Here is a 19,164-nt window from a genome sequence, read left to right as displayed (position 1 = left end):
CGGTCGAACAGCTCCCGTTTTACGCCCGCTCAATCCTTACAATGAGGGCTAATTGAACGGAGGGAACCATGAAAACAGAAAATAAAATCGCTGTTCTTGACCATATTTCACCTGAGATGCAACAGGTATTGCAGTACCAACACGACAACCCGCCGGCTGCGCCAGAGGGAAGCGATTATCCGGCGCAACGACGCGCCTACAATGAAGAACGCCGTTACTGGAACGCAGGTACCCCGGCGATGCCGACCCAGGATGTCGATGCGCCCACACCTTACGGCCCCATTCGGACACGAATCTACGCCGCGCATAAAAACAGCCCTGCGACGTTGTTTTATCTGCACGGCGGCGGCTTTGTTCTTGGCAATCTGGACACCCACGATCGCATTATGCGCTTGCTGGCGCAGTATACGCGCTGCGCGGTGGTGGGCATCGACTATACACTCTCGCCGGAAGCGCGTTTCCCGCAGGCGATTGAAGAAGCGGCGGCGGTTTGTCAGTTTTATGCGCAATACGCCGCAAATTATGGGCTGAACATGCAACGGATAGGTTTCGCGGGAGATTCCGCCGGGGCAATGCTGGCATTAGCGACATCGCTGTGGCTGCGGGATCGGGCCATTCATTGCGGGCAGGTGAAGGGCGTACTGCTCTATTACGGTCTGTACGGTTTACAGGATTCCCGCAGCCGCCGACTCTATGGTGGCCCGTGGGATGGGTTAACCCGAGAAGATTTACAGAGTTACGATCGGGCTTATCTGCGTGATGAACAGGATCGCGAATCGCCATATTACTGCCTGTTCAATAACGATCTCACCCTGGATGTGCCGCCCTGCTTTATTGCCAGCGCCGAATACGATCCCCTGATTGATGACAGCAAAACGCTTTATGCCGTCTTACAGGCGCACCAACATGCCAGCCGGTACCAAATGTATCCGGGCACCCTGCACGCTTTTCTGCATTACTCGCGAATGATGGAGACCGCAGACCGTGCGCTGCGCGATGGCGCACGATTTTTTTGCGAAAACAACCGCTAGCGGTAAGCCTGGATGAGCTGAACCATCATGTCGATATGATCGGGGGAATCATTAAGCGCAGGAATGTACTCGTACTTTTGTCCGCCCGCTTCCAGGAAGAACTCCCGGTTTTGCACGGCCACTTCCTCAAGGGTTTCCAGGCAATCGGCGGCAAAGCCTGGGCACATTACCTGAATATGTTTTACCCCCTTTTCACCGAGCATTTTCATGGTCTCATCGGTGTACGGCGTCAGCCAGGGCTCACGACCGAAACGAGACTGGAAGGTCATCATGACTTTCTCTGGCGGCAGCTCCAGCACAGACACCAGTTCGCGCGTGGTATCGCGGCAGCGCTGCGGATAATCATCGCCTTCATCCGCATAGCGCTGCGGAATGCCGTGATAAGAGAGCAGCAGCACATCCGGTTCACCGTGGCGGGCGAACGAGGCGCGCACACTGTTTGCCAGCGCGTTGATATAAGCGGGCTCATCCGCATAATCGCGAATAAACGAGATGCCGGGGATATGGCGTTTCGGGGCAAGAATGCGCGCCAGTTCATCCCATACCGCCGCCACCGTTGAACAGGAATATTGCGGATAGAGTGGCAGCACGACGATATGCTCAACGTCTTGTGACAGGAGATCGTCCACTGCGCTTGCCAGCGACGGTGAACCGTAGCTCATGCCCAGCGCCACAGGAACATTATCGAGGCGGGCTGCCAGCGCCTGCTCTTGTCTGCGGCTGTAGACCATCAGCGGCGAACCCTCTTCCATCCACACGGACTGGTAGAGCTTTGCAACACGCGGGGAACGAATGGGCAAAATGACGCCACGCAGCAACGGCCACCACAGTAAACGGGGCGTATCAACGACGCGCGGATCGCTTAAGAATTGCCGCAAATAGCGCTTAACGGCCTCGGGAGTGGGTGCATCGGGGGTACCAAGATTGGCCAGCAGAATACCTGTTTTCGCCTGACTCATTCGCGCCTCTTAACCATTGAACTGGTTAATGATTGTAACTGAAAAGCGCGTAAACAAAACCAATCACAGCGATTGAGGGATTATCCCCGGCGAATACCGGGGATAAAGGCGATTAGCCGAGGATTTTTTCCAGCTCTACGCGCACGTCAGCTACGGCTTTGGTACCGTCAACTTTCGCGTACTGGGTGTTACCCGCCTGCGCTTCTTTGGAGTAGTAACCAATCAGCGGAGCGGTCATCTGGTGGTATTCCACCAGACGCTTACGTACAGTCTCTTCCTGATCATCTTTACGGGTGGTCAGCTCTTCGCCGGTCACGTCGTCTTTGCCTTCAACTTTCGGCGGATTGAATTTGATGTGGTAAACGCGGCCAGAAGCGGCGTGTACGCGACGACCAATAATACGGTCAACGATCAGTTCGTCCGGTACGTCAAATTCCAGAACATAATCGACGTTGATGCCCGCTTCTTTCATGGCATCAGCCTGAGGGATAGTGCGCGGGAAGCCGTCCAGCAGGAAACCGTTGCGGCAATCTTCCTGTGCAATACGCTCTTTCACCAGGGCGATAACCAGCTCGTCAGTCACCAGTTTACCGGCATCCATGATGTCTTTTGCTTGTTTGCCCAGTTCGCTGCCTGATTTAACGGCGGCGCGGAGCATGTCGCCCGTGGAGATTTGCGGAATACCGTATTTCTCCATAATGAACTGTGCCTGAGTTCCTTTACCCGCGCCCGGAGCGCCAAGCAGAATAATACGCATTGCGGAAATCCCCTCAAATGTCGATTCAATTTTTCAAAAAAGCGCTAAACGATACCACCAGAATGAGTATGGCTCAAGGAAGGTGGAACGGCTGAAACGGTTAGTGGCGCAGTTATTGTGGAATTAGCGCCATTTGATGCCCTCCCCCCGGCCCTCTCCCACAGAGAGAGGGAGAAAATCGGCGCGGGGAGAGGGTTCTTTGAGGGTTAAGACACCAGCAGTTGGTTCATACGGCGGATAAACTGGTTCGGATCTTCCAGCGTACCGCGTTCAGCCAGCAGCGCCTGATCCATCAGCAGTTCCACCCATTCGCCAAACTTCGCGTCGTCCTGAGTATTAGCAGTACGTTTCACCAGCGGGTGATCCGGGTTCAGTTCGAAGATGTACTTCACTTCCGGCACGCTCTGGCCCGCAGCGGCAAACAGTTTCGCCATCTGGGTGCTCATTTCGTCGTTGTCGGTGGTGACAATCGCCGGCGTATCGGTCAGACGATGCGTCAGGCGCACCTCTTTCACGCGTTCGCCCAGCAGGTTTTTCACGCGATCGACGAACGGCTCCAGGGCTTTTTCTGCTTCTTTGGTGGTTTCATCCACTTCATCAGCCAGTTTATCCAGCGACTCATCGGCTTTAGAGACGGACTGGAACGGCTTACCGCTGAACTCGGTCAGGTAGCTCATCATCCACTCATCAATACGATCGGAGAGCAGCAGAACTTCGATACCTTTCTTACGCAGCAGCTCCAGATGCGGGCTGCTCTTCGCTGCGGCGTAGCTGTCGGCAGTGATAAAGTAGATTTTCTCCTGCCCTTCTTTCATGCGGGAGAGGTAGTCATCCAGCGAAACGGTCTGCTCGGAAGAGTCCGTGTGCGTAGAAGCAAAGCGCAGCAGTTTGGCGATCGCTTCCTGGTTGGCATTGTCTTCAGCCGGACCTTCTTTCAGCGCCAGACCGAACTGTTTCCAGAAGCCCTGATATTTTTCCGCGTCGTCTTTCGCCAGCTTATCCAGCATCTGTAAGGCGCGTTTGGTCAGCGCGTTACGCAGGTTACGGGTGACGGTGCTGTCCTGCAGAATTTCACGGGACACGTTCAGCGGCAGATCGTTGGAATCTATCAGGCCGCGCACGAAGCGCAGATAGTTCGGCATAAACTGCTCGGCGTCGTCCATGATAAAGACGCGCTGCACGTACAGTTTCAGGCCGTGCTTGTGATCGCGGTTCCACATATCCCACGGTGCCTGCGACGGAATAAACAGCAGGCTGGTGTACTCTTGCTTCCCTTCCACGCGGTTATGGCTCCAGGCCAGCGGGTCGGTAAAGTCATGGGCGATATGCTTGTAGAACTCTTTATATTCGTCGTCGTTGATTTCCGATTTGCTGCGGGTCCACAGCGCCTGGGCCTTGTTGATTTTTTCCCAGGAGAGCACGGTTTCGCCGTCGACTTCTTCCTGTTTCTCAATTTCAACCGGCAGCGCGATATGATCGGAATATTTGCCGATGATCGAGCGCACACGCCAGTCATTGAGGAAGTCATCTTCGCCTTCGCGCAGATGCAGCGTAATTTCGGTACCACGTTCCGGTTTGTTGATATCGGCAACGGTGTATTCACCCTCACCAGCTGATTCCCAGAACACGCCATTATCCGCGCTTTCGCCCGCCGCACGGGTGCGCACGGTAACTTTATCGGCAACGATAAACGCAGAGTAGAAGCCTACCCCAAACTGGCCGATCAGTTGGCTGTCTTTCGCCTGATCGGAACCCATAGATTCCAGGAAAGATTTCGTCCCTGACTTGGCGATGGTACCGAGGTTTTCGATGACCTCGTCACGGCTCATCCCGATACCGTTATCAGCAATGGTCAGCGTACGGTTGTCTTTATCAAACGAGACGCGCACGCGCAGTTCACCATCACCTTCGTACAGATCCGGTTTGGACAGCGCGCGGAAACGCAGCTTGTCCGCCGCATCCGAGGCGTTGGAGATAAGCTCACGCAGGAAGATTTCTTTATTGGAATACAGGGAATGGATCATCAGGTGCAGAAGCTGTTTTACTTCTGACTGGAAACCGCGGGTTTCTTGTCCTTTCATGTAAGTCGACCTCAACAATGCCATATGAGAAAAAAAGCGTTGAGGGTGAGATGGGGATAGAGAGAGAATTTTTCAAGCGGAGGACACGCATTGCGGCCTCCGTTTGGTCAGAATTTAATCTTGTGACGACCGGCAAGAGAATGGGACAGCGTGGTGCCATCGACCATTTCCAGTTCACCGCCAACGGGAACCCCGTGAGCGATACGACTGGCTTCCACACCATATTGCGCGCAAAGCTCGGCAATATAGTTAGCGGTCGCCTCACCTTCCACCGTCGGGTTGGTGGCGAGAATCACCTCAGAAAGCGTTTCCGCTTCCAGACGCTGCTCCAGCCTGTCGAGACCAATATCGTCCGGCCCGATACCATCGAGCGGCGACAGGTGGCCCATCAACACGAAATAGCGGCCGGAAAATTGCCCGGTCTGTTCAATGGCGTAGATGTCCGCCGGACTCTCCACCACGCAGATCTGGCCATTTTCCTGGCGGCGAGGATTGCTGCAAATATTACAGACATCCTGCTCGGTAAAGGTGCGGCAATCGGCACAGTGGCCGATTTCCGACATGGCGCGGGTCAATGCCTGCGCCAGGCGCATTCCACCGCTGCGGTCACGTTGCAATAGCGTAAACGCCATGCGCTGCGCCGATTTCGGGCCAACGCCCGGCAGGCAGCGCAACGCTTCCATAAGCTGCGTTAACAGCGGACTGGTCTGCATCAGAACGGCATCTTGAAGCCCGGCGGCAGCTGCATACCGGAAGAAACAGAGGCCATTTTCTCTTTCTGGGTTTCTTCAATGCGGCGCGCAGCGTCGTTGAACGCAGCAGCCACCAGATCTTCCAGCATATCTTTATCGTCTTCCAGCAGGCTCGGGTCGATCTCAACGCGACGGCAGTTATGCGCACCGTTGATAGTCACTTTCACCAGACCAGCACCAGACTCACCGGTCACTTCCATTTTTGCGATTTCTTCCTGCATCTGCTGCATTTTTTCTTGCATCTGCTGGGCCTGTTTCATCAGGTTACCCAGACCGCCTTTTCCACCAAACATAGGCTCTTCTCTCAGTAAGTCATAGTTAAGGTTGACGGCAAGCCAGCCTGCCATCAAATGGGACGAATACTCTCTTCATCCAGATCCGCATCGAAGAAGCGTTGCAGGGTCTGAATGTTGTTATCCGCGATAATCGCCTCACGCGCCTGCGCGAGCTTCTCTTCATAAATAGCCTGACGCCATTCCAGTGGCGTTCGCACCGCCGGATTATCATCTTCAATGATAGTCAATTCAACCGTACCGCCGTGCAATGCCGAAAGGGCATCTGCCAGCGTTTTCTGCGCAGACGGCGAATTCAGGTGCCGCTGAGCGGAACGTAAATGTAGGCAAATGCGACTTTCATCCTGTTCTTTCCAGGCATTCAGCGCCACCTGCTCAACCAGTTTTGGCAGAGTCAGCTGGCTGATTTCCGCCGCCCAGGCATCACGCTCGAGCGACTCGTCTGCCAGTTTCTTCGACAACTCCGGCGTTTTTTCGTGCTCCAGCGCTTTTTTCAGCGCCTTCGGCGTGGCCACAACCTCTTTCACCGCTTCGGTGACGGTGGTGGATTTCCAGCGGTAGGCCTCTTTTTTTACCGCAGCCGCTTCGAGCGCAGCAGGTGCCGGGCGCGACTGTACGCGCTCGGTGACTGACGCCAGTCTTTCCAGCGCACTATTGCTCACCGGCCGCACGCGGGTTGCGGCTGCCGGTTCACTCTTTTTTGCTTTGTCCGCTCCCTGAGCGCGCTGCAGTTGACGACGGGCCGCCAGCACCTGGTTGGTGGCATCGGGCAGATTGACATCATGCTGCGGTTGCTGCTGCGACTGTGCTGGTGCAGTCTGCACGGCGACCTGCGTCGGATTCAGCACCGCCGTGGGCGCGACGGGCGCAAAAGAGGGCTGTGGTGCATCCGGCACCGTTAACGGCTCACGCGGATGAAACGCCAGCGCACGCAGCAGGGTCATTTCCATCCCCATGCGGCGATCCGGCGCGTACGGCAACTCTTTGCGGCCCATCAGCAGCGTCTGGTAATAGAGCTGCACATCGGTGGGCGGCACCACGCGCGCCAGTTCGCGCATACGCTGTTCAATGGCGGCCATATCACTGCCGAGTGCGGCGGGACTAAGCTGGATCATGGCGATGCGGTGCATCAGCGTTTGCATCTCCACCAGCAGCGCTTCCCACTCCACGCCACGGGAGGCGGCATCATTGACCAGTGCCATGGTCCGTTCGCCGTCGGCTGCCACCAGCGCTTCAATCAGCGCCAGCGCCTGGTCGTCATTGAGCGTGCCCAGCATCGTACTGACCACCTGCGCGGTCAGTTGACCATCGCCGCTGGCAATCGCCTGATCGGTCAGGCTCAGCGCATCACGCAGGCTGCCGTCTGCCGCGCGGGACAGTAACTGGAGCGCACGCAGCTCGTGGGGAATTTTTTCGGCATCAAGAATATGTTCAAGCTGATGGCGGATTTGATCAACGTCCAGCGCCTTGAGATGGAACTGCAGGCAACGCGACAGGATCGTCACCGGTAACTTTTGCGGATCGGTGGTCGCCAGCAGGAATTTGACGTGCTCGGGCGGCTCTTCAAGCGTCTTCAACAGCGCGTTAAAGCTGTGACGCGAAAGCATGTGCACTTCGTCAATAAGGTAGACCTTGAACCGACCGCGCGCGGGGGCGTACTGCACGTTATCCAGCAGGTCACGGGTATCTTCGACCTTGGTGCGGGATGCCGCATCAATTTCGATTAAGTCGACAAAGCGCCCCTGCTCGATTTCCCGACAGCTGTCGCATACGCCGCAGGGGGTCGCCGTCACGCCGGTTTCGCAATTCAGCCCTTTTGCCAGCAGGCGGGCAATAGAGGTTTTACCGACGCCACGCGTACCGGAAAACAGGTAGGCATGATGGATGCGCCCTGAGGATAAGCCGTTCGCCAGTGCGGTCAGCACATGCTCCTGGCCGACGACGTCAGCAAAAGTTTGGGGTCGCCACTTACGGGCTAAGACCTGATAACTCATTGGCAGGCTCTGAAACGCTGGAGGTGGATTTATAGGGGAGAATGCTATCACAACCTCACTTAATCAGCGAGGTTGTCTCTTTTGGTAATAAATCGGACGTCGCCGTTATAGACAGTTTAGTTACGGACAGCGCGCAGTAACCGGAGCGTACATTGAGTACGTGAGGATTACGAACACTGCCCGGAGCTAAAATGGCTAATAAGGCAGTCTGATGATTAATGCCCCGGGAATGGCACGAGACTAAAACAGTTCAGACCCTGTTTTTCCAGACGTTGTTCACCGCCCAGATCGAACAGGTTAATGATGAATGCGGCATCGGTCACTTTACCACCCAGACGGCGGATCAGTTTTACGGTCGCTTCGATGGTGCCGCCGGTCGCCAGCAGATCGTCAACCACCAGCACTTTATCGCCAGCCTGGATCGCATCGATATGGATCTCCAGCTGATCGGTGCCGTATTCCAGCTCGTAGCTTTCCGCGATCGTTTCACGCGGCAGTTTACGCGGCTTGCGAACCGGCACAAAGCCGACGCCCAAGCCCAACGCAACCGGTGCGCCGAACAGGAAGCCACGCGCTTCTGTACCTACTACTTTAGTGATCCCGGCGTCTTTGTAGCGTTCGACCAACAGTTCAATGCTGAGAGCGTACGCTTTCGGGTCTTCCAGCAAACTGGTGACATCACGGAACAGGATGCCCGGTTTCGGATAATCCTGAATGCTTTTGATGCTGTTTTTGAGAAATTCAAGCTGCTGCGCAGTCGCTGTCATGGGTTTTTGCCTGATAGAAACGGTATTACTCACGGCGCACACTGAGGTTTCGCATGTAACCTGCGGTTAACATTTAACCAGTCGCGCCTGTGCTCGAAAACGCTCGAATTTACTGGCAGAACGCGACAATTGCAACTTCCATCGGTGGGCTTTACGGTTTTTGTTGCTTTGCATCAATCACGGGGAGTCGCCACATAAAAATCAGCAGGCAGGCCAGGATGACCAGCAGCAGCAACCGCACCCACATCATCTTCACCAGCCACAGGGAAATGGCTAAGGTGACCAGTATCACAGCGATAGCGCGAGGTTTGGCCCCCGGCGGCATTGCCTTGTAGGTTTGCCAGTGACGCAAATAGCCGCCAAACCAGGAACGGTACAGCAACCAGTTATGAAAACGCGGTGACGAGCGCGCGAAGCACCAGGCTGCCAGCAGAATAAACGGCGTGGTCGGCAACAACGGCAAAACGACGCCGAGGGTTCCCAGCACTACCGCCAGCCAGCCAATGATGATTAAAATAGTCCGTTGCATAGTGCGAATCATTATCAAGATGAGCGGCTAATGTAGCATAGTCGCCGCCATTTACAGGGGAGAGAATCGTGAGAAGCGCGTTGCTTTTACAGGCTCTGGAACAAAAGCTAAACGAGCTGGCGATACAGATTGCCCCTCAGGCAAAGCATGCCACGGTAAGCCCACGCTTTGACCGCCAGTTGTTTCGAACTCGCAGCACCACAATGGACGCCTGCCTGCAAGAAGCGCAACACAACCTGGCCGCACTCCATCATGCCGTCGATGAGCAGCAACTTGAGCAGGTTGTCTGGCTGGCCGAACATCTTGGCGCGCAGATTGCCGCGCTGAGCCGCGAATCGGCTTCATGGTCGCTGCGCGAGTGGGATAATGCCTCGCCCGGCATCCAGAAATGGCAGCGTAAACGGCTGCAGCATCAGGAATTTGAACAACGTCTGATGGCCATGAAGCGTGAGCGGGAAGCGCGTGTGGCAAACGTTGAGACTTTCGCCGAACAGCAGCAATTACACAAAGAAATCACCGCATTTGAAGGCAGGCTGCGCCGCTGTCGCGAGGCGATGGATAATATTGAACGGGTGCTGGCGCGCCTGACGCGTTAACCCAAGGAGAAACTATGTCACTGGAAAATGCCCCGGATGAGGTCAAGCTGGCGGTCGATCTGATTATGCTACTGGAAGAGCATGATATTGCGCCGGAAACGGTGCTGAAAGCGCTGGAGATTGTGCAGCGGGATTTTGCGCGCAAAGTCAGGGAGAGTGAGGGCTAGCCCGGTGCGGCCTGGAGCTCTCTCCTGCTCGCAGGGAAACGTAGCCCGGATAAGGCGTTCACGCCGCATCCGGGAATAATCCCCTGTGGCGCTAACGCTTACCGGGGCTACAGCAGGAGTGGTGCACCGCCAGTCGAATCAATTCTGTGCCGGCGTCGGATCGTCGCCTTTCAGCTCGCGCTTCACTTCCGTATGCTCATCACCGCTGGCATTACGCAAATGCACTTCCAACTGGTTGAAGGCGATATCGATATTATTTTCGCGACACAGTCTGTCGATCGTGCGGTTCAGTTCATCCACCGTGTAGCTACGATCGCGCAGTTCACGCACATACAGACGCAGTTCGTGATCCAGCGTGCTCGCGCCGAAAGTGGTAAAGAACACCGACGGTTCTGGATCGTGCATCACCTTCGGATGCTCCATCGCCGCTTTTAACAGCACCTCTTTCACCTTATCCAGATCGGAACCATACGCCACGCCCAGGCGGATCACCACACGGGTGATGGTGTCAGAGAGCGACCAGTTGATCAGACGTTCGGTCACAAACGCCTTGTTCGGAATGATGACCTCTTTGCGGTCAAAATCGGTGATCGTGGTGGCACGAATACGGATCTTGCTGACCGAACCGGAGAAGGTGCCGATGGTCACGGTATCGCCGATACGCACCGGACGTTCAAACAGGATGATCAAACCGGAGACAAAGTTACCGAAGATTTCCTGTAAGCCAAAACCCAGACCCACCGAGAGAGCGGCGGCCAGCCATTGCAGTTTGTCCCACGAGACCCCCAGCGAACCAAACACCGTCATCGCGCCAACGGCGATAATGACGTAGTTCAGAATAGTGGTGATGGCGTAGGAGGCCCCCTGGCGCATGTTCAACCGCGAGAGAACGATAACCTCCAGCAAACCCGGCAAGTTGCGAATCAACGCCCAGGCCACCATCGAAGCAATGAGCGCAAACAGCATGCTGCCCATGGTCACGCTTTTCACTGCGGCGACGCCCGCTTCTGTGCCGTTGTAGTGCCAGAGGACAACGCTGTCCAGGTAGGCAAAAACGGTAATCAGATCGGACCAAATCGCCCAGAACACCACGCCAAAGAGCGCAAACATCAACAGCATGGTGATACGCAACGTCTGTTGGTTCACTTCCTCCAGCGCGATGCCAGGCTCTTCCTGCGGCTCGGCCCCTTCTGCGCCCTCTTTTACCATGTTCTGCCGACGAGCCAGCGCACGACGGTAGGCAATGCGACGGGCAGCAACGCTCAGGCCACGCAGTACGGTCTGGTACAGCAGGTTCCAGAGGATCACCAGATAAACGGTTTCAATCCAGCGTCCGGCCAGGCGCAGTGTGGTATAGAAATAGCCGGTTGCCGTCAGCACCATCAACGCGATCGGCACAATAGCGAGCACCGTAACCGTGATGAGACGCATGCTGTGAGACTCTTTGTCTCGCCAGCTTTCACGGAACATCGGCCACACCAGCGCCGTAATGAGCAACAGGTTAAGCAGAATCACCGTTTGCCCAAGGACATCATCCATCAGGTGCAGCGGAGAAAGCTCAGAGACCACTGACCAGAAATGCAGCGGCAGCAGCGCCAGGCTAATACGCACAATCTGGCGGCGCCAGTGGCTGGTCAGCTGTTCCGGCATATTGAAGTGGTTCACCGCCACGCCGTCTTTTTCCAGCACTTTCCAGCACAGGCCGAATACCAGCCAGAACACGGTCAGTTTTTTACTGAACGCCCATAACAGCTCGCTGATATTGAGCTGCATGGTCAGCAGGATGAGACCGATAGCCAGAATGATCAGACACACCGGCAGCGCGCGAATAAGGTCGATAAGAATAGCTTTCGGCGTATGCAACTGGCTGTCATTACGCAGTTGCCCAACCTGTGTAGCCAGACGCGCCTGATAGCTACGCAGCCAACCCAGACGCCAGCGAATCAAACCAGCAATCAGCAACAACGGCAGACCCGTGAGGAACGCGATGGCCACCGCAGGCCAGGCTTTCTCCCAGTTCACGGTGATCTTCATTTTGCTTATCTGGTCTTTCAGCGCCTGCGGGAAGGATTTAACCCAGTCCCAGTCCATCGGCTTATTGCTGTTTACCCAGAAAATTTGCTGCGTCAGGATCTCCTGCAGACTTTTCGACACACTCATCAGCTGCTGCTGGTTCACCTGCAGGTTGATGGCCATCATCAGTTGATTACCCAGCTGTTTGTTCAACTGGTCGAGCAGCTCACGGCGCATGTCCACCACCTGCAACAGGGCGTCGTGGACTTCGTCGTTGACCTCACTCGAATGCCCCTCTTCCAGTTTCGCGACAAAGACGTCGCTCTGGAAAAGCGCATCGCGCTGCTGGTTGACCTCGAACTGCTCCAGACGCAGGTCCGCAATGCGGTTGGTCATATCTTCGAGTTCATCGGCAGACGGCAGCGTTTGTTGTTGCTGATAAAGGATACGCGACAGCAGCAGGCTGCCCTTGAGCACCGAAATCTGCTCTTTCACGTTACGCTCAGACTGCAGCGCACGATCCAGCCAATTTTTCACTTTGATGTTTTGCTGCACCAGCGAGTTGCCGTTTTCGGTCGCAGTAATGAGCTTCTGGCTGAGCTGATGGTTAACGTCCAGTTCCTGCTTCACTAACGGCATGGCCTGAATACGCGCGGTTTCATCCGGCGTGACGGCTTCCTGAGCGGTTTTTTCCGTCAGCGTCAGACGTTTACTATTGACGGCTTCCTGCAACAGCTGGAGCTGGTGTTCAAGGCGGTTGCTGTTCGCGGTGGTGTAATCACGCTGTTTTTGCAGGGTATCCTGCAGCGCTGTATTGCCCTCAAGGCTCTTACGCAACAGCTCAATTTGCGCGTTCAGCAAGGCCTGCTGAGCCAGCAATAGCGTCTGTTGTGTCGGACGCAGCGCCCCTTCCCCCGCCGCCGTACCGTTAAGGCGATTGCGGATCTGCTGCAACTGCTGCGAGGCGGTGTACATGGAACTCTGTACACGCTCAGGCTGCGTCTGCAATGAGACTAACTGACTGTTATAATTCGATAAATCATTCTGAGCGGTTTGCAAATCGTCAAGCAGCTGCGCCACACGCGATTCAAGCTGGCGCAGGGAGAGGGTCGCCAGCGTTTTACGCGTTTCATCGTCATTATCTTTATCGCTTAGCGCGCTGAGGGCATCGGTCGCCTGACGCAGTTTGTCCGGCGCCTGGGTGATTTTTTGCTTTAAGACCGTGGTTTCCTGCTTAACCCGTTCGATTTTATCCAGAACATCGAGGGTTTCCGTTAAATCCTGGCTAACCAGTTTGTCCGTGGACGTGGGATCTTTTTGCTTGTTCAGCGCATCGAGCTGACTCTGAACATCGGAACGAGTGGGTAAGTCATTGTTTGTCGATGCCGCGAAGGCAGAGCCAGTGATAAGGGCAAAGACAAAAAACAGCGCGGCGGCCAAAATCGGGAGCGCACTTCGTGAGCGTGTGGATTGCAGCATCATTTGCGTGATTAATCTGTGAACAGGAAAGATGGCCGAAGCTAGCCACGCGCGAAGAATATCACGCCGTGATGTCACAACCTAGTAACGTAATGTCCGCGGGCCATTTTTCCGTTGATTCTGACTCAGGCGGACAGACCTGCTACTTTATTATGCAACGTTGGACAAAACTGGCACATCTCCAGTAGTATCGCCACATAGTCTCGGGCTTCTTTCTTTAAATCAAAAGATTGGGGGGAGAAAAGCCAATTCTCCATCACACCGGAAATATAGGCACGCATCAGTACTGCCGCCCGGCGGGTGAGTAAGCTCCCAGGGAGCAATTTAGCTTTAATGCACTCATTGAGTGTGTGCTCGATGCGGTCATAACTTTCCAGGCACAAATTGCGCTGTGCCTCCTGCAGGACCGCCATTTCGCCAACAAACTCACATTTGTGAAAAATGATTTCCATCATTAATCGGCGACGCTCTTCAACAACGGTTGCTTCAAGGATATAGACCAATATTTCCCTTAAAACTGACAGTGGATCGTTGGGGAATTTTGCCCGATACTCAGTTTCAAGATCGCTGATGCTGGATTCTGATAGCTCCCAGATTTCACTGAATAAATCCGACTTATTTTTGAAGTGCCAGTAAATAGCACCGCGGGTCACCCCCGCCACCTGTGCAATATCTGCCAGTGAGGTTGATGATACACCCTGCCGGGAGAACAAACGCATGGCCACATCAAGGATGTGTTGGCGTGTCTCTTGTGCCTGCTGTTTGGTTTTTCGTGCCATATGTTGGTGAATTGACAGGAGTCAGATTTACATACATTTATGAATGTTTGTACCATAGCATGACGATAATATAAACGCAGCAATGGGTTTGGGACTTTGATCCATTGATCAATTTGAAATCGGACACTCGAGGTTTACATATGAACAAAAACAGAGGGTTAACGCCTCTGGCGGTCGTTCTGATGCTTTCAGGCAGCTTAGCGCTTACAGGATGTGATGAGAAACCGGCCCAACAGGGTGCTGCCGGTCAGGCGCCAGAAGTCGGTGTCGTCACGCTAAAAACAGAACCTCTGCAGATCACAACCGAGCTTCCAGGCAGAACCAACGCCTTTCGCGTTGCGGAAGTCCGTCCTCAGGTCAGTGGAATCATTTTAAAACGCAACTTCACAGAAGGCAGCGATGTAGAAGCGGGTGTCTCGCTTTATCAGATTGATCCGGCTACCTATCAGGCCGCGTACGAAAGTGCCAAAGGCGATCTGGCTAAAGCACAGGCTGCCGCGAATATCGCACGCATGACCGTGTCGCGTTATCAGAAACTGTTGGGCACCAAGTACATCAGTCAACAGGATTACGATACCGCTCAGGCTGATGCACAGCAGGCAGACGCGTCTGTTGTTGCTGCGAAAGCCGCCGTTGAAACCGCGCGTATCAACCTGGCTTACACCAAAGTCACCTCCCCGATTAGCGGCCGTATTGGTAAATCGTCCGTGACCGAAGGTGCGCTGGTGCAAACCGGGCAAACAACAGCGCTGGCAACCGTTCAGCAGCTCGACCCAATCTATGTCGACGTTACGCAGTCCAGCAACGACTACCTGCGTCTGAAACAGGAACTGGCGAACGGCACGCTGAAACAGGAAAACGGCAAAGCGAAAGTTGAGCTGGTGACCAACGACGGCGTGAAATATCCGCAGAGCGGTACGCTGGAGTTTTCTGACGTCACCGTTGACCAGACCACAGGTTCTATCACCCTGCGTGCCATTTTCCCGAACCCGGATATGACGCTGCTGCCAGGTCTGTTCGTGCGGGCGAAACTCGAAGAAGGTACCAATCCTAATGCACTGCTGGTTCCGCAACAGGGTGTGACTCGTACTCCGCGAGGTGATGCCACCGCAATGGTCGTAGGCGAAGGCGATAAAGTGGAAGTGCGTAAGCTCACCGCATCGCAGGCCATTGGCGACAAATGGCTGGTGACCGATGGCCTGAAAGCAGGCGATCGTGTGATTGTGACAGGCCTTCAGAAAGTTAAACCCGGAGCACAGGTAAAAGCACAGGAAGTGACCGCTGAGAATAAAGAGCAAGCCCAGGCCGGCGCGCAGTCGCAGCAGTCGCAGCAGTCGCAGCAGTCTAAGTCTTAACTTAAACAGGAGCCGTTAAGACATGCCAAATTTCTTTATTGATCGCCCTATATTTGCCTGGGTGATCGCCATAATCATCATGCTTGCGGGGGGACTGGCGATCCTGAAGCTGCCTGTTGCGCAATATCCAACGATTGCACCACCGGCAATTCAGATCAGTGCGTCCTACCCAGGTGCTGATGCAAAAACGGTGCAGGATACCGTTACGCAGGTTATCGAACAGAACATGAACGGTATCGATGGCCTGCTGTATATGTCCTCCACCAGTGATTCCTCTGGTACGGTACAGATAACGATCACGTTTGACTCTGGTACCGATGCGGATATCGCCCAGGTTCAGGTGCAGAACAAACTGCAGCTGGCCATGCCATTACTGCCGCAGGAAGTGCAGCAGCAAGGCGTGAGCGTTGAGAAGTCGTCCAGTAGCTTCCTGATGGTTCTCGGTATGATCAGTACCGATGGTTCCATGACGCAGGAAGATATTGCCGACTACGTGGGCGCAACCGTGAAAGATCCGGTCAGCCGTACGACCGGCGTGGGTGACGTACAGCTGTTTGGTGCGCAGTATGCGATGCGTATCTGGATGGATCCGAACAAACTGAATAACTTCCAGCTGACCCCTGTTGACGTCATTGCGGCTATCAAAGCGCAGAACGCCCAGGTCGCAGCAGGTCAGTTGGGCGGTACCCCGCCGGTGAAAGGCCAGCAGTTGAACGCCTCTATCATCGCGCAGACCCGTCTGACCTCCACGGAAGAGTTCGGTAAGATCCTGCTGAAAGTTAACCAGGATGGTTCTCAGGTTCGCCTGAGTGATGTGGCGAAGATTGAGCTGGGTGGCGAAAATTACGACGTTATCGCACGCTACAACGGTCAACCGGCAACCGGTCTGGGTATTAAGCTGGCAACCGGTGCAAACGCGCTGGATACCGCGAATGCCTTACGTGCCACCATCGCCAAACTGGAACCGTTCTTCCCGCATGGTCTGAAAGCGGTTTATCCGTACGACACCACCCCGTTCGTTAAGATCTCCATTAACGAAGTGGTGAAAACGCTGGTTGAAGCGATCGTGCTGGTATTCCTGGTTATGTACCTGTTCCTGCAGAACTTCCGCGCAACGCTGATTCCCACCATTGCGGTGCCAGTCGTCCTGTTGGGTACATTCGCCATCCTGTCGGCATTTGGTTACTCGATAAACACCCTCACCATGTTCGGTATGGTGCTGGCGATAGGCTTGTTGGTGGATGACGCCATCGTCGTGGTAGAGAACGTTGAACGTGTCATGTCCGAAGAGGGCTTGCCGCCAAAAGAAGCCACGCGTAAATCCATGGGCCAGATTCAGGGCGCACTGGTGGGTATCGCGATGGTTCTGTCGGCGGTATTTATCCCGATGGCGTTCTTCGGTGGTTCTACCGGTGCGATTTACCGTCAGTTCTCCATCACCATCGTTTCGGCAATGGGCCTGTCGGTTCTGGTGGCGTTGATTCTGACGCCGGCGCTTTGTGCCACAATGCTGAAACCTGTGCAAAAAGGCAGCCATGGCGCAAACACTGGCTTCTTTGGTTGGTTCAACCGCATGTTTGATAAGAGCACGCACCACTACACCGACAGCGTAGGCAACATCCTGCGCAGCACGGGTCGTTACCTGGTGCTCTATATCATCATCGTGGTGGGCATGGCCGTCCTGTTCGTTCGTCTACCAAGTTCGTTCCTGCCAGATGAAGACCAGGGTGTGTTCCTGACCATGGCGCAGCTTCCAGCGGGTGCGACGCAAGAGCGTACGCAGAAAGTGCTGGATGAAGTGTCGAAATACTACCTGGATAACGAAAAAGATAACGTGAACTCCGTGTTTACCGTTAACGGCTTCGGTTTCTCTGGTCGTGGTCAGAACACCGGTCTGGCGTTCGTATCGTTGAAAAACTGGGATGAACGTCCTGGCGAGAAGAACAAAGTGCCAGCCATTGCAGGCCGCGCAAGTGCCCACTTCTCTCAGATTAAAGATGCGATGGTGTTCCCCTTTAACCTGCCGGCGATCGTTGAACTGGGTACGGCAACGGGCTTTGACTTCCAGCTGATTGACCAGGCGAACCTGGGCCATGACAAGCTGATGCAGGCGCGTAACCAGCTATTCGGTGAGATTGCACAGCACCCTGACCTGCTGGTCGGCGTGCGTCCGAACGGTCTGGAAGATACGCCGCAGTTCAAAATCAACATCGACCAGGAAAAAGCACAGGCGCTGGGTGTCTCTCTGAGCGATATCAATACCACGCTTGGCGCAGCATGGGGCGGTAGCTACGTCAACGACTTCATCGACCGTGGTCGTGTGAAGAAGGTGTACGTTATGTCAGACGCGAAATACCGTATGCTGCCGAACGACATTGGCAACTGGTATGTCCGTGGGACGACCGGCACGATGGTACCTTTCTCCGCCTTTGCAACCTCGCACTGGGAGTACGGTTCTCCGCGTCTGGAACGCTATAACGGTTTGCCATCAATAGAAATCCTCGGCCAGGCCGCACCAGGTAAAAGTACCGGTGAAGCCATGGCGATGATAGAACAGCTGGCGGGTAAACTGCCGACAGGTATTGGCTATGACTGGACGGGTATGTCCTATCAGGAACGTCTGTCAGGTAACCAGGCACCTGCGCTGTACGCCATCTCCCTGATCGTGGTGTTCCTGTGTCTGGCGGCCCTGTACGAGAGCTGGTCGATTCCGTTCTCCGTTATGTTGGTGGTTCCGCTCGGGGTTGTCGGCGCGCTGCTGGCGGCGACCTTACGTGGCCTGACCAACGACGTTTACTTCCAGGTGGGCCTGCTGACAACCATTGGCTTGTCGGCGAAGAACGCGATTCTTATCGTGGAATTCGCCAAAGATCTGATGGATAAAGAAGGCAAAGGGCTTATTGAAGCCACTCTGGAAGCGGTCCGTATGCGTCTGCGTCCAATCCTGATGACGTCACTGGCGTTTATCCTCGGGGTTCTGCCGCTGGTTATCAGTACCGGTGCAGGTTCCGGTGCACAGAACGCCGTAGGTACCGGTGTAATGGGCGGTATGATTACCGCAACGGTACTGGCGATATTCTTCGTTCCTGTGTTCTTTGTGGTGGTACGCCGCCGCTTTAGCCGCAAAAGCGATGATATCGAGCACAGCCACAAAGTTGAGCAACACTGATACTTTTGAATGAAAAGGCCGCGAAAGCGGCCTTTTTCATATTCACTCATCTGATCATTAAAACTGCTTATTGTCTCTTTGTTTATTTTGTGCAGTCATAATAGGGCATAGAATTAATACGGCATTGAGAGTACATCTTATATACTTAGGGAAGGTGCGATTTAATCGTCAATTATGAGAACATAACCCTTTCTTTGACATAGACTTTTCACGATGCCCGCTCTTGCCAGCTATTCCTCCCGCAAAAAACAGTTCCTCGACCGTATGGAGGTTCTCGTCCCATGGCACGATATCGTTGATATGCTGCTTCCCTGCTATCCCTCGTCCCGACGGGGACGCAGACCTTTTCCCCTGTTGCTCATGCTGCGCATTCACTGCCTGCAACTCTGGTTTGACCTCAGTGACAGCGCTGCCGAAGATGCCCTCCATGACATGCTGCCATT

16 protein-coding genes and 1 other annotated feature are annotated in these 19,164 nt (G+C 54.7%); of the genes, 6 read left to right on the top strand and 10 right to left on the bottom strand.

Going from position 1 to position 19,164, the window contains the following annotated elements:
* Positions 1-68: 68 nt before the first annotated feature.
* Positions 69-1,031 (top strand): acetyl esterase, encoded by a 963-nt coding sequence (gene aes / locus ACSZPU_RS01530; RefSeq protein WP_498994771.1) that lies wholly within the window; start codon positions 69-71, stop codon positions 1,029-1,031.
* On the opposite strand, the gene hemH is transcribed toward aes, so the two are convergent.
* The 8 genes from hemH to ACSZPU_RS01490 form a co-directional block, all read right to left on the bottom strand.
* Entirely contained in the window at positions 1,028-1,990 is a 963-nt protein-coding gene (hemH, locus tag ACSZPU_RS01525) for a ferrochelatase (RefSeq protein ID WP_498994769.1), read from the bottom strand. The two genes, aes and hemH, sit on opposite strands and share 4 nt — an antisense overlap.
* A gap of 112 nt (positions 1,991-2,102) precedes the next feature.
* Complete coding sequence (gene adk, locus ACSZPU_RS01520; RefSeq protein ID WP_498994767.1) at positions 2,103-2,747, bottom strand: adenylate kinase; 645 nt, start codon at positions 2,745-2,747, stop codon at positions 2,103-2,105.
* 206 nt (positions 2,748-2,953) lie between these two features.
* Positions 2,954-4,828, bottom strand: a complete 1,875-nt coding sequence (gene htpG, locus ACSZPU_RS01515; protein WP_498994765.1) for a molecular chaperone HtpG — start codon at positions 4,826-4,828, stop codon at positions 2,954-2,956.
* Positions 4,829-4,935: 107 nt separating this feature from the next.
* The gene (gene recR / locus ACSZPU_RS01510) at positions 4,936-5,541 is read right to left on the bottom strand and encodes a recombination mediator RecR (protein ID WP_498994763.1); all 606 of its coding nucleotides are present in this window, start codon (positions 5,539-5,541) and stop codon (positions 4,936-4,938) included.
* Positions 5,541-5,873 (bottom strand): YbaB/EbfC family nucleoid-associated protein, encoded by a 333-nt coding sequence (locus ACSZPU_RS01505; protein WP_498994761.1) that lies wholly within the window; start codon positions 5,871-5,873, stop codon positions 5,541-5,543. The genes recR and ACSZPU_RS01505 overlap by 1 nt, the downstream gene beginning before the upstream one ends.
* A 53-nt stretch (positions 5,874-5,926) precedes the next feature.
* Complete coding sequence (dnaX, locus tag ACSZPU_RS01500; RefSeq protein WP_498994759.1) at positions 5,927-7,867, bottom strand: DNA polymerase III subunit gamma/tau; 1,941 nt, start codon at positions 7,865-7,867, stop codon at positions 5,927-5,929.
* Positions 6,530-6,594, bottom strand: a sequence feature (DnaX frameshifting element). (Overlaps the previous gene by 65 nt.)
* Before the next feature lie 215 nt (positions 7,868-8,082).
* Positions 8,083-8,634, bottom strand: a complete 552-nt coding sequence (gene apt, locus ACSZPU_RS01495; RefSeq protein WP_498994757.1) for an adenine phosphoribosyltransferase — start codon at positions 8,632-8,634, stop codon at positions 8,083-8,085.
* A gap of 151 nt (positions 8,635-8,785) precedes the next feature.
* On the bottom strand, positions 8,786-9,163 hold the full coding sequence (locus ACSZPU_RS01490; protein ID WP_498994755.1) for a DUF454 family protein: 378 nt from the start codon (positions 9,161-9,163) through the stop codon (positions 8,786-8,788).
* A gap of 68 nt (positions 9,164-9,231) precedes the next feature.
* On the opposite strand from ACSZPU_RS01490, the gene priC reads away from it, so the two are divergent.
* Both priC and rsmS read left to right on the top strand, forming a co-directional pair.
* Positions 9,232-9,759 (top strand): primosomal replication protein N'', encoded by a 528-nt coding sequence (gene priC / locus ACSZPU_RS01485; RefSeq protein ID WP_498994753.1) that lies wholly within the window; start codon positions 9,232-9,234, stop codon positions 9,757-9,759.
* Positions 9,760-9,773: 14 nt separating this feature from the next.
* Positions 9,774-9,926 carry a pleiotropic regulatory protein RsmS gene (rsmS, locus tag ACSZPU_RS01480; protein ID WP_498994751.1) on the top strand — a complete coding sequence of 51 codons (153 nt, stop codon included), beginning with the start codon at positions 9,774-9,776 and terminating at the stop codon, positions 9,924-9,926.
* A 138-nt stretch (positions 9,927-10,064) separates the two neighbouring features.
* Here the strand turns inward: rsmS and mscK are convergent, their stop codons facing one another.
* Together mscK and acrR are read right to left on the bottom strand one after the other, a co-directional pair.
* Positions 10,065-13,418, bottom strand: a complete 3,354-nt coding sequence (gene mscK, locus ACSZPU_RS01475; protein ID WP_498994835.1) for a mechanosensitive channel MscK — start codon at positions 13,416-13,418, stop codon at positions 10,065-10,067.
* A 125-nt stretch (positions 13,419-13,543) separates the two neighbouring features.
* Positions 13,544-14,197, bottom strand: a complete 654-nt coding sequence (gene acrR, locus ACSZPU_RS01470) for a multidrug efflux transporter transcriptional repressor AcrR (RefSeq protein WP_498994749.1) — start codon at positions 14,195-14,197, stop codon at positions 13,544-13,546.
* Positions 14,198-14,337: 140 nt separating this feature from the next.
* Here acrR and acrA point away from each other — a divergent pair, with 140 nt between their 5' ends.
* From acrA to ACSZPU_RS01455, 3 genes are all read left to right on the top strand, one after another.
* Positions 14,338-15,552: a multidrug efflux RND transporter periplasmic adaptor subunit AcrA gene (gene acrA / locus ACSZPU_RS01465; RefSeq protein WP_498994747.1), complete on the top strand. Its 1,215-nt coding sequence runs from the start codon at positions 14,338-14,340 to the stop codon at positions 15,550-15,552.
* Positions 15,553-15,574: 22 nt separating this feature from the next.
* Positions 15,575-18,721 (top strand): multidrug efflux RND transporter permease subunit AcrB, encoded by a 3,147-nt coding sequence (acrB, locus tag ACSZPU_RS01460; protein WP_498994746.1) that lies wholly within the window; start codon positions 15,575-15,577, stop codon positions 18,719-18,721.
* 213 nt (positions 18,722-18,934) lie between these two features.
* The coding region (locus tag ACSZPU_RS01455; RefSeq protein WP_498994744.1) for a transposase at positions 18,935-19,164 on the top strand (230 nt) is incomplete at its 3' end.

The sequence above is a fragment of the Phytobacter sp. V69 genome (assembly GCF_965644215.1).
GTDB lineage: Bacteria > Pseudomonadota > Gammaproteobacteria > Enterobacterales > Enterobacteriaceae > Phytobacter.
Note: the sequence above shows the minus strand (reverse complement) of the source record. Positions and strands in the feature narration are given on the sequence as shown.